The 21,784-nt window shown below is 67.6% G+C and carries 22 protein-coding genes and 1 pseudogene; 4 read left to right on the top strand and 19 right to left on the bottom strand.

What is annotated here, in order from left to right; all coding sequences use genetic code 11:
• Positions 1-118: 118 nt before the first annotated feature.
• Positions 119-367, top strand: a pseudogene (locus Tchar_RS08020) (TSUP family transporter); the annotation flags it as partial.
• On the opposite strand, the gene mrdA reads toward Tchar_RS08020, so the two are convergent.
• From mrdA to Tchar_RS08040, 4 genes are read right to left on the bottom strand one after another with little or no spacing between them, the layout of a single operon-like run.
• Positions 349-2,322 carry a penicillin-binding protein 2 gene (gene mrdA, locus Tchar_RS08025; RefSeq protein WP_144328547.1) on the bottom strand — a complete coding sequence of 658 codons (1,974 nt, stop codon included), beginning with the start codon at positions 2,320-2,322 and terminating at the stop codon, positions 349-351. The pseudogene Tchar_RS08020 and the gene mrdA overlap by 19 nt on opposite strands.
• A gap of 10 nt (positions 2,323-2,332) precedes the next feature.
• Complete coding sequence (mreD, locus tag Tchar_RS08030; protein ID WP_144328548.1) at positions 2,333-2,857, bottom strand: rod shape-determining protein MreD; 525 nt, start codon at positions 2,855-2,857, stop codon at positions 2,333-2,335.
• A complete protein-coding gene (gene mreC, locus Tchar_RS08035) occupies positions 2,854-3,744 on the bottom strand; it encodes a rod shape-determining protein MreC (RefSeq protein WP_144328549.1) in 891 nt (296 codons plus the stop codon). The genes mreD and mreC overlap by 4 nt, the downstream gene beginning before the upstream one ends.
• Before the next feature lie 48 nt (positions 3,745-3,792).
• Positions 3,793-5,037, bottom strand: a complete 1,245-nt coding sequence (locus tag Tchar_RS08040; RefSeq protein ID WP_328592040.1) for a rod shape-determining protein — start codon at positions 5,035-5,037, stop codon at positions 3,793-3,795.
• Here Tchar_RS08040 and gatC point away from each other — a divergent pair.
• The 3 genes from gatC to gatB are packed head-to-tail and all read left to right on the top strand — an operon-like array spanning position 4,960 to position 8,295.
• Positions 4,960-5,259 carry an Asp-tRNA(Asn)/Glu-tRNA(Gln) amidotransferase subunit GatC gene (gatC, locus tag Tchar_RS08045; RefSeq protein WP_144328551.1) on the top strand — a complete coding sequence of 100 codons (300 nt, stop codon included), beginning with the start codon at positions 4,960-4,962 and terminating at the stop codon, positions 5,257-5,259. The genes Tchar_RS08040 and gatC overlap by 78 nt on opposite strands.
• Positions 5,256-6,788 carry an Asp-tRNA(Asn)/Glu-tRNA(Gln) amidotransferase subunit GatA gene (gene gatA, locus Tchar_RS08050; RefSeq protein WP_144328552.1) on the top strand — a complete coding sequence of 511 codons (1,533 nt, stop codon included), beginning with the start codon at positions 5,256-5,258 and terminating at the stop codon, positions 6,786-6,788. The genes gatC and gatA overlap by 4 nt, the downstream gene beginning before the upstream one ends.
• A gap of 4 nt (positions 6,789-6,792) precedes the next feature.
• On the top strand, positions 6,793-8,295 hold the full coding sequence (gene gatB, locus Tchar_RS08055) for an Asp-tRNA(Asn)/Glu-tRNA(Gln) amidotransferase subunit GatB (RefSeq protein ID WP_144328553.1): 1,503 nt from the start codon (positions 6,793-6,795) through the stop codon (positions 8,293-8,295).
• 30 nt (positions 8,296-8,325) lie between these two features.
• On the opposite strand, the gene Tchar_RS08060 is transcribed toward gatB, so the two are convergent.
• The 15 genes from Tchar_RS08060 to Tchar_RS08125 form a co-directional block, all read right to left on the bottom strand.
• Positions 8,326-9,015 carry a DUF4124 domain-containing protein gene (locus tag Tchar_RS08060; RefSeq protein WP_161595483.1) on the bottom strand — a complete coding sequence of 230 codons (690 nt, stop codon included), beginning with the start codon at positions 9,013-9,015 and terminating at the stop codon, positions 8,326-8,328.
• 109 nt (positions 9,016-9,124) lie between these two features.
• Entirely contained in the window at positions 9,125-9,829 is a 705-nt protein-coding gene (gene pyrE, locus Tchar_RS08065; RefSeq protein ID WP_144328555.1) for an orotate phosphoribosyltransferase, read from the bottom strand.
• A 152-nt stretch (positions 9,830-9,981) separates the two neighbouring features.
• Positions 9,982-10,362 (bottom strand): fluoride efflux transporter CrcB, encoded by a 381-nt coding sequence (crcB, locus tag Tchar_RS08070; protein WP_144328556.1) that lies wholly within the window; start codon positions 10,360-10,362, stop codon positions 9,982-9,984.
• Between the two features lie 160 nt (positions 10,363-10,522).
• Positions 10,523-11,416: a 5'-nucleotidase gene (locus Tchar_RS08075; protein WP_144328580.1), complete on the bottom strand. Its 894-nt coding sequence runs from the start codon at positions 11,414-11,416 to the stop codon at positions 10,523-10,525.
• Positions 11,417-11,430: 14 nt separating this feature from the next.
• Positions 11,431-11,907, bottom strand: coding sequence for a hypothetical protein (locus Tchar_RS08080; RefSeq protein WP_144328557.1), 477 nt, complete (start codon positions 11,905-11,907; stop codon positions 11,431-11,433).
• Entirely contained in the window at positions 11,904-12,203 is a 300-nt protein-coding gene (locus Tchar_RS08085; RefSeq protein WP_144328558.1) for a nucleotidyltransferase domain-containing protein, read from the bottom strand. Before Tchar_RS08085 ends, Tchar_RS08080 begins: the two co-directional genes overlap by 4 nt.
• A 149-nt stretch (positions 12,204-12,352) precedes the next feature.
• Positions 12,353-13,135 carry a TylF/MycF/NovP-related O-methyltransferase gene (locus Tchar_RS08090; protein ID WP_144328559.1) on the bottom strand — a complete coding sequence of 261 codons (783 nt, stop codon included), beginning with the start codon at positions 13,133-13,135 and terminating at the stop codon, positions 12,353-12,355.
• Positions 13,095-16,079: an O-linked N-acetylglucosamine transferase, SPINDLY family protein gene (locus Tchar_RS08095; RefSeq protein WP_161595484.1), complete on the bottom strand. Its 2,985-nt coding sequence runs from the start codon at positions 16,077-16,079 to the stop codon at positions 13,095-13,097. The genes Tchar_RS08090 and Tchar_RS08095 overlap by 41 nt, the downstream gene beginning before the upstream one ends.
• The gene (locus Tchar_RS13740; protein ID WP_161595485.1) at positions 16,079-16,411 is read right to left on the bottom strand and encodes a hypothetical protein; all 333 of its coding nucleotides are present in this window, start codon (positions 16,409-16,411) and stop codon (positions 16,079-16,081) included. Before Tchar_RS13740 ends, Tchar_RS08095 begins: the two co-directional genes overlap by 1 nt.
• 192 nt (positions 16,412-16,603) lie before the next feature.
• Positions 16,604-17,044, bottom strand: coding sequence for a pilin (locus Tchar_RS08100; RefSeq protein WP_144328561.1), 441 nt, complete (start codon positions 17,042-17,044; stop codon positions 16,604-16,606).
• Between the two features lie 323 nt (positions 17,045-17,367).
• On the bottom strand, positions 17,368-18,951 hold the full coding sequence (locus tag Tchar_RS08105) for a sigma-54-dependent transcriptional regulator (protein ID WP_236640392.1): 1,584 nt from the start codon (positions 18,949-18,951) through the stop codon (positions 17,368-17,370).
• Entirely contained in the window at positions 18,948-19,313 is a 366-nt protein-coding gene (locus Tchar_RS08110) for a HepT-like ribonuclease domain-containing protein (RefSeq protein ID WP_144328562.1), read from the bottom strand. Before Tchar_RS08110 ends, Tchar_RS08105 begins: the two co-directional genes overlap by 4 nt.
• Positions 19,306-19,575, bottom strand: a complete 270-nt coding sequence (locus tag Tchar_RS08115; protein ID WP_236640398.1) for a nucleotidyltransferase family protein — start codon at positions 19,573-19,575, stop codon at positions 19,306-19,308. Before Tchar_RS08115 ends, Tchar_RS08110 begins: the two co-directional genes overlap by 8 nt.
• A gap of 109 nt (positions 19,576-19,684) precedes the next feature.
• Complete coding sequence (locus Tchar_RS08120; protein WP_144328564.1) at positions 19,685-21,559, bottom strand: sensor histidine kinase; 1,875 nt, start codon at positions 21,557-21,559, stop codon at positions 19,685-19,687.
• Positions 21,531-21,776: a PP0621 family protein gene (locus Tchar_RS08125; protein ID WP_236640393.1), complete on the bottom strand. Its 246-nt coding sequence runs from the start codon at positions 21,774-21,776 to the stop codon at positions 21,531-21,533. Before Tchar_RS08125 ends, Tchar_RS08120 begins: the two co-directional genes overlap by 29 nt.
• Positions 21,777-21,784: the final 8 nt, after the last annotated feature.

Here is a 21,784-nt window from a genome sequence, read left to right on the forward strand (position 1 = left end):
ATGCTTGCTCGTGGTCATGGTTTGCCCTCCTTCAGGGTTCAAGGTCGATCTCGCAATCAACCTCTTACCATGACCACCCGCCCGCTTACTACCCCAGGCGATTTTGCACACAAGTCAGCACACTACCGCCTCGGCCAAGCTGCTCAATACCACCTCCAACGTGGCGGCGGTGGCGCTGTTTGCCTGGAAAGGGCACGTGTGGTGGCACTATGGGGCCGCGATGGCGCTGGCCAACGTGGCCGGCAGCCTGCTGGGCGCGCGCCTGGCGATCAAGCACGGGGCCGGCTTCGTGCGCGGGGTGTTTTTGCTGGTGGTGACGGCGTTGATCGCCAAGACCGCCTGGGACGCCTACGGTGCCGTGCTTTGAATGGGTGGCGGCCAGGGTACGTCGGCGATTCGGCGCGGGGTGCCGATGGGAGCGGCGCTTTGGCCGCGCTGGGTGGCGGCGATGTCGTCTTCGCTCGGGTACAGGCCCAGCAGCAGATAGTCGAACACCCGGCGCGCGATGGGGGCGGCGTGGGCGGCGCCAAAGCCGGCGTTTTCCACGATGACGGCCAGCGCGTAGCGCGGCGCCTCGGCGGGGGCGAAGGCCACGTATAGGGAGTGGTCGCGTTGAAATTCAGCCAAGCGGCGTGCATCGTATTTTTCGCGCTGGCCGATGGTGACGGCTTGCGCCGTGCCGGTTTTGCCGCCGCTGCGGTAGGGTGCGCCGGCAAAGGCGCGCGCCGAGGTGCCTTCGATGGGCACTGCCGCCATCGCCTCCAGCACCACCTGGATGTTTTCGGGGCGCAGCGCCAGCCGCTGGCCCGCCGGTGGCACGCGCGTGGCGGGCGCCGCGGACTCGGCCCCGGGCGCTTGCGTGTCCATCACCACGTGCGGGGTGGGCCGCTGGCCACCGGCGGCCAGCGTGGCCATCGCGGTGGCCAGCTGCAGCATCGTGAAGCTGTTGTAGCCTTGACCGATGCCCAGTGAAATCGTCTCACCCGGATGCCAGCGTTGCTGCTCGGCGCGGCGGTAAGTGGCGCGTTTCCAAGCCGGGCTCGGCAGCACACCACGCGCTTCGCCCGGCAGGTCGATGCCGGTGAGCTGGCCAAAGCCCAAAGGGGCCATGAAATCGTGGATGGCCTGCACCCCCATCTCATGCGCCAAGGTGTAGTAGTACACATTGCTGGACAGTACGATGCTGCGCCGCAGGTCCACCGGGCCCAGGGCGGTCTCACCATGGCTGCGAAAGCGGTGATTGCCCAGGACCCAGTAGCCGGGGTCGTTGACGACGGTCTGCGGCGTGCGCAGACCCAGCTCCAGCGCCGCCAGCGCCATGAACGGCTTGTAGGTGGACCCGGGCGGATAGGTGCCGCGCAGCGCGCGGTTGAACAGCGGCCGCTCGGGCGCGTCGTTGAGGCTGCGCCAGGTGTCGGCGTCGATGCCATCGACGAACAGGTTGGGATCAAAACTCGGCATGCTCACCAGCGCCAGCACCTCGCCGCTGTGCACGTCCAGCGCCACCAGTGCGCCACGCCGCTGGCCGTACAGGCGCTCCACCAGATGCTGCAGCCGAATGTCCAGCGACAGGCGCACGGTCTCGCCCGGCTGCGGCGGCGTCATGTCCAGGCGGCGCACCGCCCGCCCCGTGGCCGACGTTTCCAGGCGCTCGAAGCCGGTGCGTCCATGCAAGCGCTCCTCCTGGGCCGCCTCCACGCCCAGTTTGCCGATGTGCGTGCTGCCGCGGTAGTTGGCCACGCGTTCCTCGGGCCAGTCTTCCATCGCCTCCCGATCGCGCTGGCTGATGCGGCCGATGTAGCCAATGACGTGCGCCGCGGTCGGCCCCAAAGGGTAACGCCGCTGTTGGCGCGCCTGGATGTCCACCCCAGGCAAAGCCCACAGGTGTGCGGCCACGCGTGCCATCTCGTCTTCGCTCAGCCGGGTTTTCAGCGGTATCGACTCGTGGCGCTTGGACTCGGCCAACAAGCGCCGGAAGCGCTGCAGGTCGCGCGGGGTCAGCGTCACCAGTTCGCCAAGTCGCTGCAGCGTTGCGTCCAGATCGGGCGTGCGCGCCGGCACGACCTCCAGCGCAAACACCGGCAGATTTTCCGCCAGCACGATGCCGTGGCGGTCGACGATGCGCCCGCGCGGCGGCACGATGGGTACCACGGCGGTGCGGTTGCCCTCGGCTTGTTGCGTGTAGCGTTCGTGCTCGCGCACCTGCAGATGCCAGGCCCGCAGCGCCAACAACGCCAGGGCTGCGACCACCGCCGCCAGCGCCAGCCAGGCGCGCCAGCGAAAGCGCACGATGCGCAGATCGGTGTCGTGAACAGCGGCCATCGGGCAACGCTCACAGTGGGCGCGTCTCGTCCGGGTCGGGCGCGCGGCGTTGCGGCGCCAGCAACACCCAGGTGGCGGGTGCCCACAGCAGGGCCGTCAACACCGGCGCCAACGCCAGCGCCAACGGTGGCTCGCCATGGCCGGCGAGCCACCGCACCAGGGCCTGTACCGCGGTGGCCACCAGAAACAGCGGCAGCACGTGCAAGGTCTGGCCACGCAGGCCAAACCACGGCACGCGCCGGTGCAAGGCCACGGCCAAATAGCCCATGATCGTGTAGGCCAATGCGTGCTGCCCCAACAGCACCCCTTGGTGCACGTCCACCAGCAAGCCTGCCACGAAGGCCACCCCCACGCCGATACGCAGCGGTTGGTGGATGGTCCAAAACACCAAGGTCAGCGCCATCCAGTCGGGCAGCCAAGGGGCCGCCGTGAGTTGCCCCTGGGCCATCTGCACGGCCAGTGCCGCCACCAGCGAGCCCCACACGAAGGCGGGGTTGGCCGGCAGCAGTAAGGTCTGTCCGCGAGGTAGCATCATGGCCGGCTCTCTGGTGCCGGGGGTTGCCCGTCGGTGGACGGCAGGCGCAGTACCAGCACGTGCTGGGCGTCACCCACGCGTGCCGCCGGCTGTGCCTGAACGTCGGCGAATCCCTCGCCGCCAGCAGTGCCAACATGGCTGATGGTGCCCACCGGTAGCCCCGGTGGGTACACACCGTCGAGCCCGCTGGTGACCAGCACGTCGCCCACCTCGGTGGGGGTGTGCAGGGGCACGAAGCGCAGCGCCAGCGCGGGCACCTCGCGTTGGCCCGTGCCATAGGCCAAATGGCGCTCGCCGGTGCGGGTATTGAGCACTGGCACCGCCAGTTGACGGTGGATCAGCAGCGTGACTTCGCTGGTGGCGGGGTACACACGGGTGACCTGCCCCAGCACGCCGAAGCCATCCAGCACCGGCGCCCCCAACGAGACCCCGTGTAGACGGCCACGGTCGATCACCACGCCGGGTACATAAGGGTCGGGCAGCACATGCAAAACCTCGGCTGCCAGTGCCGTGGGTGCGCTGCGCTCGCGCAGTTGCAGCAAGCGCCGCAGCGCCCGATTTTCCTGCGCCAGGTATTCCACCAGGCCCGCCCGTTCGGCTTGCTGCATCAGCAAAGCGCGCGCTTCTTGCGCGTCGCGCTGGGCGGCCTCCAGTGTGGTGAAATAGTGTCCGGCCCACTGCAGCGCGCGCACCGGCTGCAGCACCACCCACTGCACCGGCGTCAGCGCCAGCGCCAGTGCGCTGCGCACAGGCGCGGCCCACTGCAGGCGGGCGTCCACCACCATCAGCAACACCGCCAAGGCGCTGAGCAACCACAATTTGGTGCGCGCCGGTGTGCCCTGCTTGAAGAAGGGCGGGGGGGTGCGATCGACGGTGCCCAGCGGCATGGCAGTGCGCGCGGTTGCGGCCGGCGTGGCGCGGGGCCGAGCGGCGCCTTATTCGTGGGTGAAGATACTCTGCCCGAGTCGATCCATCTGCTCCAACGCGGTGCCGCAGCCGCGCACCACACAGGTCAGCGGGTCTTCGGCCACGAACACCGGCAGTCCGGTTTCTTCGTTGAGCAAGCGGTCGAGGTCGCGCAGCAGCGCGCCGCCGCCGGTCAGCATCATGCCGCGATCAGCGATATCGGCGCCCAGCTCCGGCGGCGTTTGTTCCAGCGCCGTCTTGACGGCGCTGACGATATTGTTGATCGGGTCGGTCAGCGCCTCCAGCACCTCGTTGGAGCTGATGGTGAAGCTGCGTGGCACGCCTTCGGCGAGGTTGCGCCCCTTGACCTCCATCTCCTTGACTTCCGATCCAGGGAAGGCGCTGCCGATGGTCTTTTTGATCAGCTCGGCGGTGGGCTCGCCGATCAGCATGCCGTAGTTGCGGCGGATGTAGTTGATGATGGCCTCATCGAACTTGTCGCCGCCGACGCGCACGCTGCCCTTGTAGACCATGCCGCCCAAGCTGATGACGCCGACTTCGGTGGTGCCGCCGCCGATGTCCACCACCATCGAGCCGGCGGCCTCGGCCACCGGCAGCCCGGCACCGATCGCCGCGGCCATCGGTTCCTCGATCAGGTAGACCTCCGAGGCACCGGCGCCCAGCGCCGACTCGCGGATGGCGCGCCGCTCCACCTGGGTGGAGCCGCAGGGCACGCAGATGATGATGCGCGGGCTCGGGCGCAGCATCGAGCGCGGGTGCACCATCTTGATGAACTGCTTGAGCATCTGCTCGGTGACGGTGAAGTCGGCGATCACGCCGTCCTTCATCGGGCGGATGGCTTCGATGTTGCCCGGCACCTTGCCCAGCATGGCCTTGGCCGCATGGCCGACGGCCTGGATGGTTTTTTTGCCGGTGGGGCCGCCCTCGTGACGAATGGCCACCACCGAGGGCTCGTCCAGCACGATGCCCTTGCCGCGCACGTAAATGAGCGTATTGGCCGTGCCCAGGTCGATGGCAAGGTCGGTCGAAAAGTGCCGACGCAGGGATTCGAACATGGTGTGTAGTGTCCTGTGCGGCCTGCCTGCAAGGGTGGGCGCCAGGGCATACGGGCAGGCTTGATCGAGAAACCCGGGATAATACCGCAACGAACCGTCCTCTACCGTTTTCACACCACCATGTCTTTGACCCTGACCGACGTCGAACGCCTGGCCCGGCTGGCGCGGCTGGCGCCCGACCGCGCCCAGGCCGAGCACTGGCTGGGCCAGCTCAACGCTTTTTTCGCTATCGTCGAGCGCATGCAAGCGGTTGACACCGCTGGCGTGGCGCCGCTGGCGCACCCGGCCGAGTTGTTTGGCGAGGTGGCGCTGCGCCTGCGCGACGATGTCGTCACCGAGCCGAACCGGCGTGCCGAGTACCAAGCCTGTGCGCCCGCCGTCGAAGATGGTCTGTACCTGGTGCCGAAGGTGATCGAATGAGCGCGGCACTGCATGAATGGGGGGTGGCCGAGCTGGCCGAGGCGCTGGCACAGCGGCGCGTGAGCAGCGTGGAAGTGACGCAGGCGCTGCTGGCGCGCGTGCAGCGGCATGCGGCGCTGGGGGCCTTTTTGGCCGTCGATGAGGAGGCGGCGCTGCGTCAGGCGCGTGCCGCCGACGAGCGGCTGGCGCGCGGTGAGCGTGCGCCGCTGCTGGGCGTGCCCATCGCCCACAAGGACGTGCTAGTCACGCGCGACTGGCCGACGACCGCGGGCAGCCGCATGCTGGCCGGCTACCGCAGCCCATTCGACGCCACCGTGGTGGCGCGGCTGGGCGCCGGCGGCGATGGCCACCCCGGCGCGGGTGCGGTGACGCTGGGCAAACTCAACTGCGACGAGTTCGCCATGGGCTCGGGCAACGATCTGTCGGCCTACGGGCCGGCGCGCAACCCGTGGGACCCGAGCCGCGTGCCCGGCGGCTCCTCGGGCGGATCGGCAGCGGCGGTCGCCGCGCGCCTGGTGCCGGCGGCCACTGGCACCGACACCGGCGGCTCGATCCGCCAACCGGCGGCGTTTTGCGGCGTCACCGGCATCAAACCCACCTATGGGCGCTGCTCGCGCTACGGGCTCATCGCCTATGCGTCCAGCCTCGATCAGGCCGGGCCGATCGCGCGCTCGGCACGCGACTGCGCGCTGCTGCTGTCGGCCATGGCTGGGCCCGATCCGGAGCGCGACTCCACCAGCCTCGATCATCCGGCCGAGGACTACGCGCGCGGGCTGGACGAAGCGCTGCCCGGCGCCAGCGCCGCGCGCCCGTTGCAGGGTCTGCGCATCGGCGTGCCGGTCGAGTATTTCGACGACCGCTGCAGCGCCGACGTGCTGGCTGCGGTGCGCGCTGCGCTGGCCGAATTCGAGCGGCTGGGCGCGACCTTGGTGGAGGTGCGCTTGCCGCGCACCGAACTGGCCATCCCGGCCTACTACATCATCGCTCCGGCGGAGGCCAGCTCCAACCTCAGTCGCTTCGACGGCGTGCGCTACGGCCACCGCGCCGCGCAGTACGCCGATCTGTTTGAAATGTACTGCCGCACGCGCGGCGAAGGCTTCGGGCCCGAAGTGCAGCGCCGCATCCTGATCGGCACCTATGTGCTGTCGCACGGCTACTACGACGCCTACTACCTCAAGGCGCAGCAGATCCGGCGCCTGATCGCGCAAGACTTTTTACACGCCTTCGAGCGCTGCGACCTCATCGCCGGCCCGGTGGCGCCCACGGTGGCGTGGCGCATCGGCGAGAAGGCCGACGATCCCGTATCGGCCTATTTGGCCGATATCTACACCCTGCCGGCGTCGCTGGCCGGCTTGCCCGGCATGAGCGTGCCCGCCGGCTTTGGCGCCGATGGGCTGCCCGTTGGCTTGCAGCTCATCGGCCCGCACCTGGCCGAGCGGCGCCTGCTGCACGCCGCGCACCAATTCCAGCGCGCCACCGACTGGCACACGCGCGCCCCGGCCAGCGTCCCTTCCTCGCCCCAGGCCTGACCCCATGAGCCACGCATCGTTTCTCGTCCAGGGCTACGAGGTCGTCATCGGCTTCGAGACCCACGTGCAACTGTCCACGCGCAGCAAGATTTTCAGCCGCGCCGCCACCGCCTTCGGCGCCGCCCCCAACACCCAGGCCTGCGCGGTCGATTTGGCCCTGCCCGGCACCTTGCCGGTGATGAACCGCGCCGCCGTAGAGTGCGCCATTCGCTTCGGGCTGGCGGTGGGGGCCTACATCGCGCCGCGCAGCGTGTTCGCGCGCAAAAACTACTTCTACCCCGACCTGCCCAAGGGCTACCAGATCAGCCAGTACGAAATCCCGGTGGTGCATGGCGGCGAGCTCGGCTTCTTTTTGGAGTGGGGCAAGGGGGCGGATACACAGCGCCTGTGGCGTACCGTGCGCCTGGTGCGCGCGCATCTGGAAGAAGACGCCGGCAAGAGCCTGCACGAAGACTTCCACGGCATGAGCGGCATCGACCTCAACCGTGCCGGCACCCCGCTGCTGGAGATCGTCACCGAGCCCGACATCCGCTCCAGCGCCGAGGCGGTGGCCTACGCCAAGGAACTGCACAAGCTCGTCACCTGGATCGGCATCTGCGACGGCAACATGCAGGAAGGCTCGTTTCGCTGCGACGCCAACGTCAGCGTGCGCCGGCCCGGCCAGCCCCTGGGTACCCGGCGTGAAATCAAAAACTTGAATTCATTCAAGTTCATGCAGCAGGCCATCGACTACGAGGTGCGCTGGCAGATCGAGCAGTTGGAGGAGGGGCGCGCCATCGAGCAGGCCACGGTGCTGTTCGACCCTGACAGCGGCCAGACGCGCGCCATGCGCAGCAAAGAGGACGCCGCCGACTACCGCTACTTCCCCGATCCCGACCTGCCGCCGCTGGTCATTGCCCACGACTGGGTCGAGCGTGTGCGCACGACCTTGCCCGAGCTGCCGCGCGCCATGGCCCAGCGTTTCGTGCAACAGTATGGCTTGCCCGAGTATGATGCCGCCCTTCTCACGCAGTCCCCAGCCATGGCGGCCTACTTCGAGGCCACCGTGGCCGCAGGCGCCGCGCCGAAGGCGGCCAGCAATTGGATCATGGTGGAGCTGGCGCGGCGCCTCAACGCCGCCGACCTGGGCATCGAGGCCTGCCCGGTGATCCCGCAGGCGCTGGCGGTGCTGCTGGGCCGCGTGGCCGACGGCACCGTCAGCCACGCCGCGGCCAAGCAGGTGTTCGATGCCTTGTGGGCCGAGGGGCCTGCCGCCGACCCCGCGGCCCAGGCGGCGCGCGTCGATGCCCTCATCGAGGCCAAGGGCCTCAAGCAAATGAACGACACCGGCGCACTGCAAGCCATCGTGGCGCAGGTGATTGCCGCCAACGAGAAAAACGTGGCCGAATACCGTGCCGGCAAGGAGAAAGCCCTCAATGCGCTGGTTGGCCAAGTGATGAAGGCCACCCAGGGCAAGGCCAATCCGCAGCAGGTCAACGAGCTGTTGCGCCGCGCGCTCGGTGGCTGAGCGCGGCGCCGGAGGCACAGCCGGGCGCGCCTAGCGCCGCTGCTGGGCGGTGTCGTTGCCGGCGTTCGTCGCCGCAGCGCTCCACAGCCGCTCCAAGGTGTGCCGCTCGGCCTCGAAGCGCTCGTCGATGCGGCGGCGCTCTCGCTGCAGGTCGGCAATGAACTGCGCCTGCTGCAGGCGCTGCTGGGCGTTTTGCGCCAGGCGCTGCTTCAGCGCGGCCGGCGCGCGGGCCGGGTCGCGTCGATAAAACGCCAGCTCCTCGTCGATGCGCTCGCGCTCGTGCTCCAGCGCTTGCGCGTAGGCCTGGGCGGCTTCCAGGGTCGATTGGACTTGCTGCAGGGCCGCCTCGTGCGCACGCTGGTGGGCTGTGGCATCCGGGTAGCGTTGCAGTAACAGCGATTCGCGTCGCCGCTCGTTCGCCTCACGCGTCGCTGCCACGGCTTGCTCCCGCTGGCGAGCTGCGGCGCGTTCGCGTTCCTCCGCCGAGGGCGGCGGGGTGATCACGCGGCGCACGGTGCCCGTTGGTCCCAGTTCGCGCTGCTCGCGGTCACTGCACTCGGGTATCGGCCGGTCGGACGACAGCAGTCGCCCTTGCGCATCGATGCAGGTATAAATGCCGCGGGTCGAGGGGGTCGTTTGCGCGCCCGCAGCGGCAGCGTGCAACGCCGTGACCGCAACGACGGCAACGCCCGCCAACAATCGGGCGCGGCGGCAGGTCACGATGGCCAGGGGTGTCCGAGGCAGGCACATGGGCGATGTATGGTGCGACACGATGCCGAACGGCGCAGGCCACGAGGTGCGTCGGCCGCCTGCGGTGTGCGAGCCCCCCTTACGCCACCCCGTAGCGGGCGCGATAGGCCCACACTTGGGCTTTGTATGGCGCCAGCTCCGAATCGGCTTGTTGCTCCAGATAGTGCAGCAAATCGTCCAATTTGGCAATGGCGCATACCGCCAGGCCCAGCTCGCGCTGCACATACTGCACCGCGCTGTACGGCACGTCGCGCACCGTGCCGTCGGGGCCGACTTCGGTGGCCATTTCCTGTCGGTCCAAGGCAATCGCCATCGCGTGCGGCGTGGCGCCGGCGCCACGGATGAGCGCGATCGACTCGCGCGCCGCGGTGCCCGCGCTCATCACGTCGTCGATGATGAGCACCCGCCCGCGCAGCGGCGTGCCCACGAGTAGGCCCCCTTCGCCGTGGTCCTTGGCCTCTTTGCGGTTGAAGGCAAAGGGCGCATTGTGGCCGCGCCGCGCCAGTTCCACCGCCACCGCCGCCACCAGCGGAATACCCTTGTACGCCGGGCCAAACAGCATATCGAAGGCGATGCCGCTGTGCAAAATGCGCTCGGCGTAGCACTGCGCCAGCTGGCCCAACTTGGCACCGTCGTCGAAGCCGCCGGCGTTGAAAAAATAGGGGCTCAGACGCCCCGCCTTGGTTTTGAACGTGCCAAAGCGCAGCACCCCAGCGTCCAGGGCAAACTGCACGAAGCGCTGCGCCAGCGCGTCGGACTCGGGGGCGGAGTGGGCAGATGACATCGACGAAGGCAGGTGGCAAACCGAGCGTTGGGCCCCGATTGTAGGGGCGCATCGCGCCGCGCCCCGGGCGGTTCTGCGCAGGCGTTGGACCTGCCGGGTGCTGTGGCTGCCATGGGCCCGCCCAGCGCTGCAGGAGCCGCGGGTCGTCGCACTCAGGCGCGCAGCCAGGCCCAGGTGGCAAACCCCAAGGCCGTCAGCGCCAGCGACCCGCCCACGTGCAGGCCCATCGCCAGCAGGGCCCAGCCCAGACGGCCTTGTTGCAGGAGGCTGACCACCTCCACCGAAAAACTGGAAAACGTCGTCAGCCCGCCCAGCAGGCCGGTCACCAAAAACAGTCGCCACACCGGCGCCACCTCGGGGTGGTGCAGCAGCGCGGCCACGACGACGCCGATTGCGTAGCCGCCCATCCAGTTGGCGGCCAGCGTGCCCAGCGGCAAATGGGGCAGCACGGCATTGAGCGCCAACCCCAACCACCAACGCAACAAGGCACCGACGGCCGCGCCGCTGGCCACGGCAAGTATCGACGACATCATGGGGCAATTATCGCCCGCTTGCGCGGCGCCGCGCCACGCATCCCCGCCCGCTGCGGCCGGTGCTCCGGCGGCGGCCGGTGTCCCATGCAGTGCCCGGGTCGCGCCGCTGGGTGCCGCTCGCGCGGGCTGCGCCCCAGCGCCGCTGTCGCGGGCCCCGTCGTCAGCCACCCACCACCCCGGCTGCCACGTGGCCAGCGGGCACGTGTTCGGCGGCGCTGGCGACGTGACGCGTCTGGTCGTCGAAAAAGAAGTCCGGCTCGAATTCGCGCAAAAACTCGCCCTTGGGCAGTCCGCCCAGAAACAGCGCTTCGTCCACCTCGATGCGCCAGTCCATCAGCGTGCGGATGGCGCGCTCGTGGGCCGGTGCGCTGCGCGCCGTCACCAGGGCGGTGCGGATGCGCATGGCCTCCGTCCCCTCCTGCTGCAAGCGGTGCAGCGCCTGCAGCAGCGGCTTGAACGGGCCGCCCGGCAGCGGCTGCGTCACCTTGCTGGCCTCGTGTGCCTGAAAGGCATCCAGCCCCTCGGCCTGAAAGACGCGCTCGGCCTCGTCGGAAAACAGCACCGCATCCCCGTCGAAGGCGATGCGCACCTCGTGCGGGTGGGCGTCCGAGGCGCGCTGGGCGTGTGGGTACACCTGCGCCGCGGGAAAGCCGGCTTGCAGCGCGGCGCGTACATCGTCCAGATTGGCCGACAGGAATAGGTTGGCACGCAACGGCCGCAGATAGCGCCAAGGCGGCGCCCCGCGCGTGAATACCCCGCGCAAGATGGGCAGCCCGTAGTGCGCCGCCGAGCGAAATACGCGCAGCCCCGACACCGGGTCGTTGCGCGACAGAATCACCACCTCCACCCGCTGCGCCTGCGCGTCGTTGAAGCGCAGCAGCTTGTGCACCAACGAAAACGCCACCCCGGGGCCGGCGGGCTCATCCAGCCGCTGCAGCTGCAACTGCATGTACGCGCGGTCGTCGCCCTGCTCGAAGACACGGTTTTCCGCCTCGAAATCGAACAGGGCGCGCGAAGAAATGGCCACCACCAGGCGGTCTTGCAGCGCGGGCATCATCGAAAGCGGCTTCACAGGGGGGTGAGTCGGCGTCGTGTCTCCTCGACTAGGCGCTGGGCAGTCGATATCAGCAAGGTCACCCGTTGATGGGCCGTATTCAAGGCGTCAACAAGCACATCTTCATCCAGCTCATACTCGTGGATCAAACGGTTGCGCAGCTGCCGCGTTTCCAGCCAGCCCTCGGCGTCCTGCAACCAGCCCCACTTTTCCAGTAGCCGAAGGTTATCGATCATGGGGCCCGGAGCATTCCCAACCCAGCGTAGCAAAGCGGGTATCAACTTGTCCCCCAACGTGTCCTGCAGTCTGCCGAAGCGGGCAACGAACGCGTCCACGCTCTCGGCCCCTCGCTCGTCCTCACGCAAGGAGGCGACCCGCTCCGCAGTGAAGGGGCGCTGGAACAGGTAGGCGTCGGTCGCTCGCAATTGCTGCACCTCGCGCTCCACGACTTCGCACAGTTGCAGCAAACGTTCACGGTCTCTATCGGTCACAGCAATACTCCCTGCTCGTGGGCGACGCGGTGGACGGGCCGTGGCGGCAGGTTCGGTGCTTCCAGCACGATGTCGATGTGCTGCTCGCCCAGCGCCGCCTGCAGCCGCGCGCCCAAACGGCTGGCCAGCAGGGCGGGGTGCGCGATGGGCTGGGCGACGGTGACGAGCAAATCGATATCGCCGCCCCGTGCGCCGTCGTCCACCCGCGAGCCGAACAGGCGCACCTGAACCTGCGGGCCGAAGACGGCCCGCGCCTCATCGACGATGCGCTGGGCGTGATGGGGATCTAGCCGCATGGTGCCGATTCTGGCACAGTAAGCGCCACGCCGGCGCTGCAGTTGCTGGCCGTGACGCGCCCAGCAGCCGGCGTTTGTCGCAGAAGGTCGGTGCGGGCTGCGACAACCGCAGGCGCCGTGACAGGGCGATCACCGCCACGCATACCTCGCTATCGTTTGAATACCAAGCCTTGTCCCGTGGGCAGTGGCATCACGCGATAGTTTCGGCTTTGAAACCACTGATCTTCGGCCAGTTTTTGTGCCCGATACACGCCCGACCATTCGTAATCATCAAGGATGATCATACCGCCGGGCACGACGCGGTCGAAAAGAACATTCAAGACCGCGATCTCGGCTTCCGCGTGATTGAGGTCGATATGCAAGTAGGCGATACGCTGTGGCGCGCCTTGCTGAAAAGAATCAGGCAACAGGCCTTGTATCAAGCGCACCTGTGGATAGGCCTGGAAGCGCTCGCAGATGGCGTGAAAAAATCCTGGTGCCTGTCCGGGGAAGGCGTGACCTTCTACAGGGTTATAATCGAATGTATCATAACCCCAAAATGTTTTGGGGAATTGCGGGCCGCCCAGGTAGTCAATGACGGTTTTGACGCCAGTGCCGGCATAAACGCCACACTCGACGAAATCGCCTTCGAGGTGAATGGCATGCGCGGCGGCGCAAGCCAATATATAGCGACGCCATAATATGGCTTCGTCTGAATCATTGATTGCATTATTTTGCCAGGCGGTGACGAAGTGAGGATCCTCTAGTGGAGATACATTGCGGCACCAGGTAAATAGATTATCGCCGAGGTAATAACCGGGGGCCACCAACTGACGCGCTTCATCCAATAGGGCATGGAAACGTTCAGGATCGGTAATGCCCCAGGAAACGGTTGTCTGAAAAATCTTAAGCTCATCGGCAGGGGGTTGAGGCAGCGGAGGCAATGGTATCATGCGGAAAACCTCTGTCAAAAAGTGTTCGAACCAGGAGCAGTTGATTGGTGTCCTTTACAGGTATCGACATAATGGTGTCGTCACTTTCCAAGTCGGCCGCTGAATCGAATCCATAGCGTTCGATTAGATGTGCAGAGGCGTCGGCGGTATGCAACCATGGTGTGTCGTCGGTTTCATCGATGATAAGTTCCAGATGCTGCGCGGTTGTCAAGCGCAGCCGTTGCTCGCGTCCCAGCCGATAGACCCATTCCTCCCACGGCAGACTGGGAATACCCACCAAATGCCAGTCGAGCGCCACGGCCTCGCGCGGCAGTGCGAGTAGGGTGGCCTTGCCCATCGCCAGCCAACGCCCATCTAGGATGGCCCATCCGTTGTCGATGGCCTGCAGCGACGCCCCGCTTTTGCGCAGTTCGACCGTCGCGCGACCCATCTGGGCGGCCACCGCGTAGCAGGAGACCTTGTCATCAAACGCCGCACGGCGCCAGTGTAAACGATTCCATTGTCGGGCGCCGCCGAAGGAGACCACGTCGCCGTGGCGCAGCGCTTCTTCGCAGGCAAGCAAGGCGTTTGCGGCCACGATGCGCACGCCAGCGCTGGCGAACAGCACGAAGTCCACCGGCGTTTCGTTCAGGTCATGCAATACGCGGTCGAAATCCCAGGGCAGCGTGGCCGTGCAGCAGGGAAAAAAATGAACGTGGGACGCCTGCTCGCCCAGCGCCGTTTGCCATTGCCGGCGGCACTCATCAAAGCGCTCGTGATCGCGCGCTTCGATCACGATGGCCCAGCGAGCGGTCGCTACGGGGCTGGCGACGTTCGGCCGCCCGTCGGCGCCCATCATCGCATCGATCCAGCGCACAAGCCAGGTGAGATAGGTACGATCGATCGAATCGGACGTGTCATCGGGCGCGACGCGCGGGCGCCAAATGGCCAAGGTGTCACGCGCATCCAGCGCCAAAGCGGCACGCAGCAGCGCAATCAGAGCGGCGGCTGTATCATGCGCCGCGTTTGTCGTTTCAAGCAGCGCCTGGGTTTCGCGCAGGATGCCGGCATAATCGCCGTCGAGTTCGCGTTGCAAAATCGGCAGCAGGCGCGCTGGTAAATAGTGTGGATCGAGGCGCAGTGCGTAGTCGATGATGCGGCGCGCCACGTCGCTTTGCCCGTGTCCCCAGGCTTGATAGGCACGCCGCGTGATTTCCTTGACGGGCAGGTGCGGCGGGGGAAACGCCGGGCGCGGTGGTGCACCGCTGGCGGCCGCCTGCCACCATTCGCGATAAGCGGTTTCAACCTGGCGGCAGTAACGCTCGCCATCGCCGAGCGCCGTGGCGGCAAAGCGTTGCGCGGCTTCCGCGCGGAAGCGACGCACGATGGTGCGCTCGCGGTACAGCGCCACGGCACGCTCGACATAAGTATCCCAGTCGGCGACCGCGCACTCCGACAGCCCGACGTTGCACAACATGGACAAGCCCATGCGGGAGCGCAGTCCATCACCATACCGGCTGACCATCGCAACGCCCATGTACAGCGCAAACGCGCTGGTGGTGCCGCCGTTGAATGGGTAGGTGTCGAGCAGCACATCGATTTCGTTGAATGAAGCGAGAAACTCATTACTTGGTACTGGGTCAACCAGTTGCAAGCGGTTGACATCGAGCCCAGCGCGCTGCGCCCGACCGAGAAAAGCCCGCTGTGCCGCCGGATCGATGAAATTAGGCGAGCGCACCAGCAGCCGTGCGTCGGGGCACTGACGTAAAATGTCGGCCCATACCGATAGGATGGTGGTGGTGACTTTGGATATGTTGCCCACCGACGCAAAGGTGAACGTCTGGCCGGCGTCGCACGGCGGCTGCGTGCGGCGTTGCGTGACGGGCCAATATGGATCGAAGCACCAGAATGATTCCGGTAAACAAAAAGGCGCCTCGGTGTAGAATTGATCGAAATACGGGCCGGGCGTGATGTGGCGATCGCTGAATTTACCGTCGATGCTGGTCAGGCCAGTGGTCGGTGGATAGCCCAGGCCGGTCAATTGAATGCGCGCCAGGCGGGTCTTTAACAAATGCAGACGATTGGTGGATGTGTGTCCAGCGAGCTCGACCAGGATATCGAGGTCGTGCGAAGCGATGAGACTGAGCAACTGCTGATCGCCCATTTCGCCGACCGCGTGAAAATGATCGACACAAGCGCGAATGACGTTCGTCAGTTCGTCGCTGGTGGTGAAATCATGGTACGCGTAAATTTCAAAGCGCTGGCGGTCGTGGTGCTTCAGCAGTGGATAAACAAAATAAAAGACGGAATGGTTTCGAAAATCGGGCGACCAGTAACCGACGCGAAGGCGCCGATCGGCGCGGCGTTGCGCTTTCGCAGGGCGCGCGGGCACGGCTGGATCAGCGGCCAAGGGTGGCAAGGTTTGTGCCCAAAAATGGTGTTCGGCGGTCAGGGTCGATTCGGGTATCTCGGCATATGCGCTGTCAAATAGCCAAGCCTCGGCCTGCAACGGGTTGTCGAATGCCTTCAGCCACGCACGCAGTCCCGCTTGGCGCGCTTTTTCAACGTCACCGCGGCTGTGCAGCAGCGTGGCCAGTACCTGGTCCAAACCAGGAAAATGCGGGTCCAACAGCGGCATCCGCCGAATCAGCTGCCAAGCATCATCGCTGCGATGTGCTTCGGCCAGAATACTGGCTTGGTTGATGAGCGCGGGGGCAAACGTATCGTTCAGTGCCAACGCCAATTCGAATTGCTGCGCCGCCCGCGCTTTGTCGCCGATCTGGGCCCAGCACAGGCCCAGGTCACAGCGAGCGGCCGCATCATCGGGGTGGCGGCGCAGGTATTTCTCCAGGTACGCGATAGCGGTGCGAAAGTCGCGCGCCTGCAGCGCTGCCCGAGCGCGCTGCAGCCCAGAGGGGCGTTGCAGAAGGCGGCGCAGGCGCTCCCAAAATGATGTCTGCGCCATCATTGCGTTTTGGCAGGAGCGCCCGTGCGCCGGCGGCTCAGTTCCACGAGTAAGGCTTCGGTGGCGATGCGAATGAAGGACTCGGGGTAGCCGAAGTCGGCCAAGCGCGCGCGCAAGCGATACAGCAAAGCGACCTTGCCCAGGTATCCGATACGTTTGCCCTGCTGCGCCTGCAACGCCAGCGCGCAGGCGTGCTCGATGGTCCGCGTGATTTTGTTCGCCGATACCACCCCGGCTGGCGCCGTCAACAGCGCGGCGGGCAGCGTGTGGTGGATGTAATCGACGATGCGCTGTGCCAGCGACCATTCGGTGTCAAAGGACCACCAAGCCATGCGTTGCCTCGAAGTGGAAGGGTAAACGGGTGGATGGGGGAGGGTGCTACCGTCCATCAAAACCCAGGGGCGCGCCGGACAAAGCGGCAGATATACCGAGCGCCGCGGCGACCTGTAGACGCTGCGGCGCGCGCCAGTGATCCAAACGCCTGCGGAGTGGACGCCACGGTGCCCACTCCGCACCACGACACATCAACCGCGACAGCTGCCGGGCATGTACTTCGCCGGCGTTCCGCTGCAACGCCAAGTCAACGTTTGACCTGCAGCGGGCGCCGAGCCAGTCATCGTGATACTCACGTTGCTTGGAGCACCCAGAGCACTTGATGCGCCGGCAACGGTGACTGCTACTGCGCTGGCAGCTACCGAGGATACGCCTCCACCCAATACTTTCCCATAAGGTGTGATCGAGCAGGCTGATGCGACTGATGCCAGCGCAGGAAAGCTACCATTTGCCTGGTACGTCTCGGTCAGGCACGTACGCACAGAGCTCGCGGCCAAAATCAGCTCAGAGACCTTGGCGCGCACCGAATAGTCCTGGTAAGCGGGCAATGCGACCGCCGCCAGAATACCGATGATCGCGACGACGATCATCAGCTCGATGAGCGTGAAGCCCTGTTGTAAGCGTCGTTTCATGAAGAACCTCCATCCGGTTAAGGGTTGCGTGGGTATGACCTCGAGGATATCGTGGTCAACCCTGATCATGCAAGAAGCGTGCCATCGGCAGGGGCGGCGTGCGCGGCGCACGCGGCCACGGGTGTCGAGCGCCGCGTAGCCCGTTGACGTCGTCCTGCCAGCGCCACTGGCAGCAAAACTTCACGTCAAATATTGATGCGGCCGCAGACAGCCGGTGCGCGCGGGGGCGCGCATCCCTGAGGATGCATGGGCTGCGGTGTTGTCGGTATGCGGGGCGTGCCGGTCGGGGGGCAGGGCGCGGCCGGCCGGTTCCCCCAACCCGCTCACGCCAACCCCAAGCGCTGCATCCAGTAACGCAGCTTGGCCAGTGTCCAGCCCAGTTCGCGCGCGGTGCGGGACTGGTTCCAGCGGTTGCGCTGCAGCAGGGCTTCGAGCTGCGCGCGCGGCAGCGGCGCCGTGGCCGCATCGCTGACGCCGGGCGTGCCGGGCGCTGCTGGCTCGGCGCTGCCGCCTGCGTCGGTTTGGGGGGTGTGGCCCGGGGTCGCGGCCTGCTCCCCCTGGCTGGCGGTGGCGGCGCCGCTGGCAGCGGGGAATGGGCCGTGGTGGGCTGGCCCGCCGCCGGCGGGCGCGGCCAGGCTGGCTGGCAGGTCGAACGCGTCGGCGTCCAGCGCCGGGCCGGGGTGCAGGGCGAGCGCGCGCTCCAGCAGGTTTTCCAGCTCGCGCACGTTGCCGGGGAAGGGGTGGCGTTGCAGCCGTTGCACGGCGGCGGCGGTAAGGGTGGGCGCGCTCGCCCAGCCATCGCGCCGCGCCAACTGTTGCAGGATGGCGGCGGCGATCGCGGGCAGGTCTTCGATGTGCGCGCGCAGGGCCGGCGCGTGGATGGGGATGACGTTGAGCCGGTAGTACAGGTCGTGCCGGAAGTGGCCGCTTTGCACCAGCCGGGCCAGGTCTTTGTGGGTGGCGCTGACGATGCGCACGTCCACCGCTTCTTCGGCGGTGGCGCCCACGGGGCGCACCGCGCGTTCCTGCAGGGCGCGCAGCAGCTTGACCTGCATCGGCAGCGGCAGGTCGGCCACTTCGTCCAAAAACAGCGTGCCGCCGGCCGCCGCTTGAAAGAGCCCCGGTTTGTCGCTGCTGGCGCCGGTGAAGGCGCCGCGGCGGTGGCCAAAGAGTTCGCTCTCGAGCAGTTCGGCGGGGATGGCGCCGCAGTTGACGGCGACGAAGGGGCCGCTGGCGCGGTGGCTGCAGGCGTGCAGCGCGCGCGCAATGAGTTCTTTGCCGGTGCCGGACTCGCCGGTGATGAGCACCGGGGCCATGGTGCGGGCCACGCGGGCGATGGTGGCGCGCACCGCCTGCATGGCGGCCGATGCCCCCACCAGGCGCTGCAGGGCCGCCGGGGTGCTGGCCGCGGCCGATCCGGCAGCATCGCCCGGCGCCAATGCGGGCTCCGCGTCTGGCCCACTGGGGCCGGGGCGGTCGTCGGCGCCGGCTTGTCCGCGGTGGGGGGGCACGGCGCTGGCCGCTGCGTCGGCGCCGCGCGCTGCCGCCAGCGCGGTGCCGATGGCCTGCCGCAGCCGCGCCGGGGTGACGGGTTTGGTCAGGTAGTCGAACGCGCCGGCCTTCAGGGCTTCCACCGCGTTGTCGGCCGAGCCGTAGGCGGTGATGACGAGCGCGCGTTCGCCGCGCCGCGCGGCGGCCAGCTCGCGCAGCAGCTCCAGTCCAGTGCCGTCGGGCAGGCGCATGTCGGTCAGCACCGCCGCATAGCGCCGCTGGGCCAGCCGCTGGCGCGCCTGCGCCAGGTCGCCCACGGCGTCCACGTCCAGCCCCACTTTCACCAGCGCCATTTGGTAGAGCTGGCGCAGGTCGGGCTCGTCTTCGACGATCAGAAGGGCGGGGCTGGAGGTCAATTTTGTGAACCCTCCCTGCTATCGTTTTTTCCCAAGAGTGCCCGAACGGCATTGAGCAACGCTGGCAACTCGTCGTGGATGGTATTCCACACGATCAGCAAGTCGACACCAAAATAGGCATGAATGAGGAGGTTGCGGAAATCCTTGATTTCCCGCCACGCAATGTCAGGGAATTGGGACGTCAGCGATTGCGGGAGTTTGCCAGCCGCTTCTCCGATAATTTCGAATTCCCGGATTACGGCTGACTGGCGTAGCCGCTCGGAGCGAAAGGTATCGAAGTCGATATCGGCCACATAGCACTGGATGGCTTCTCCTGCCTCGAGGATGTCTTGCAGATAAAGAATAGGGGGGCGCTCATGCATACAGCGCTTCGCGTTCGACATGGGCGCGGACGGCGGGTTTCAAGGCGTCGAGCGTGGCCAGATCGACGCGTGCCCCCAGGGCCTGTTCCAGGAAGTCACGCAGCCGGAAGAAATTGCGCAACGTGTGGTGAGAGGGGCGAAGCTGGACGAGCAGATCCACATCCGAGTCGTCACGGGCCTCTCCGCGCGCCGTGCTACCGAAAACGGCGATCGCTTCTACGCCAAAGCGGTCTGACAGCTCGGCGTGATGTTGGCGCAGCACGGTCAAAACGCGGGCGCAGTGCATGGATGGAGCGGAAAGCTGACGTGGTCGAAATGGTAGCAAAGGCGCGGCGGACCGTATACGTTTCTGCGAGACCTCCGTTGCCGCACTACCGCAAGGGCATCCGCACCACGAAGGCGTTGCCGGCGCGCTGGGCGCGCAGGCTGCGTTCGTAGCCCAGGTCGGCATGGTAGCGCCGGCACAGCTCGCGCGACAGGTACAGCCCCAGGCCGCTGGAGCGCGGGTGCGCGCTGGCAAAGGGTTCGAATAGGTGCTCGCGCACCGTGGGCGCAATGTCCGGCCCTTCGCTCCAGACGGTCAGCAGCGCGTGGCCGCCCAGCAGCCGGGTTTCCACGCGGATGGCGCCCAGCGCGGCGCTGGCGTGCCGGTCGGCGTTGTCGAGCAGGTTGACCAGCACGCGCCGCAGGTGCTCGGGGTCGAAGGCGATGCGCGCCTCCCACGCCCCAGGCAGCCAGTGCAGGCGCTCGCCCTGCGGGTGTTGGCGCAGCCAGTCCTGCACGATGGCGGTGATGGTGGCGTCCAGTGGGATGGCCAGCGGCGCCTCGGGCGCGGCGGGCAGGCGCACCGCCTCCAGCACGTCGTTGACGGTGCGGTCGAGCCGCTGCACGTTTTGTTCGATGATGGCCAACAGTTGGCGCTGGGCGGGGGAGGGGTCGTCCTCGGCCAGCAGGGCGCTGGCCTGGGCGATGGCGGCCAGCGGGTTGCGGATTTCGTGCGCCACGGCGGCGGTGACGCGCCCCATGGTGGCCAGGCGCTCGGTGCGCAGCCGCTGCTCGATGGCGTGGGTGTCTTCGAGCAGTAGCACGGCCAGGCGGTCGCCCGCGTCGGTGACGATGGGGTGCAGCCGGGCGTGGATGCGGCGCAGCCGGCGCTCGCCCAGCGGCAGGTCGAGCGTGCGCTCCAGCACCGGTGCCGGTGCCGCTGCGGCAGTGGGCACAGCGGACAAGACGTCGTGTACCCAGTGCGCGAGCACGGGCCAGGCGGGCGTTTGGCGCACGGGCAGCCCGGCGAGGCCGGGGGTGGCCGCGCCGTCGTTGCGGGTGGCCTGGTCAGCGGCCACGGCCGCCGTGGCGACGCCGACCGCATCGACGCCGCCTGCCGTGGCGTGGGCGCCGGCGGATGAGGCAGCGGGGCGTGCTTCGCTGGGGTCGGATCGCGCCGGCTCACCGTGCAGGATGCGCTGCGCCGCTGGGTTGGCATACCAGGGGTGGCCCTGGGCATCCAGCACCACCACGCCTTCGCTGAGCCCGGCGGCGATGATGCGGTTGACGTGGCTGTGCAGCTCGGCCAGCTGCCGGCTGCGGCGCGCGGCGGCCTGGGCGCTGCCCAAGCGCGCCGTCAATTGCCCGGCCAACCAGGCGGTGGCGAACAGCCCCGTGCCGGCGATGGCGGCCTGCAAGGCGTCGCCGCTGCCCCAGTTGGCGGGCGTCTGTCGCCATAGCGGCGCCAACAACACCAGGGTGCCGGCCGCCGCCACCCCCAGCGCCAGCAGGCGCGGCCCGACGACGGCGGCCAGCAGCACGGGCCAGACGAACAGCGGCACGAAGCTGACGCCGCCGGGCGCTGCCCAGTGCAGCACGGCGATGACGGCCAGATCGCTCCAGGCGGTGAGCACCCACGGCCAGGACAAAGGACGGCGCACCGATGGCGTCTGGGTCGGGCGGGGTGGCCGAAACACCAGCGTCGCCGCCGCCAGCAGCGCCAGCGCGCCACACATCGCCACCAGCCACCCCGCCCCGTTGCCGGCCCGCCAGGCGTGCCACTGCAGCGCCAACAACGCCAGCGCCAACAGCAGGCGTGCCGCCATCAGCAGCCGCCAGCGGCGCAGGGGCATGGCGTCGTCATCGTGGCCGTTGCCGGCCCAGGCTTCGGCCGCCGCGCTGCCCGGCGCCACCACCCACGACGGTGCAAAGTCCGTGGCGTCGGCGGGGTACTCAGCCTTCGGCGAGGCGGCGGTGTTCATCGTTGCAATAGGGCCCCAAGGTGCCGCGCACGGCCTCGTTGGCGGGCAGGTGCACGCCACAGTGACGGCAGCGCAGCATGGGGGCGGGCGGTGCAGGTGCGGGTGGCGCCGCGGGGCGTTGGCGGGCGGCGCGTTCGGCGCCTTCGGCCTGACGCTGATGACGCCACCAGACGTAGCCCAGGACGACCACCGCCAACACCAGCAGCCACTTGATCATGCGCACCT

Source organism: Tepidimonas charontis, assembly GCF_007556685.1.
Taxonomy (GTDB): domain Bacteria; phylum Pseudomonadota; class Gammaproteobacteria; order Burkholderiales; family Burkholderiaceae_C; genus Tepidimonas; species Tepidimonas charontis.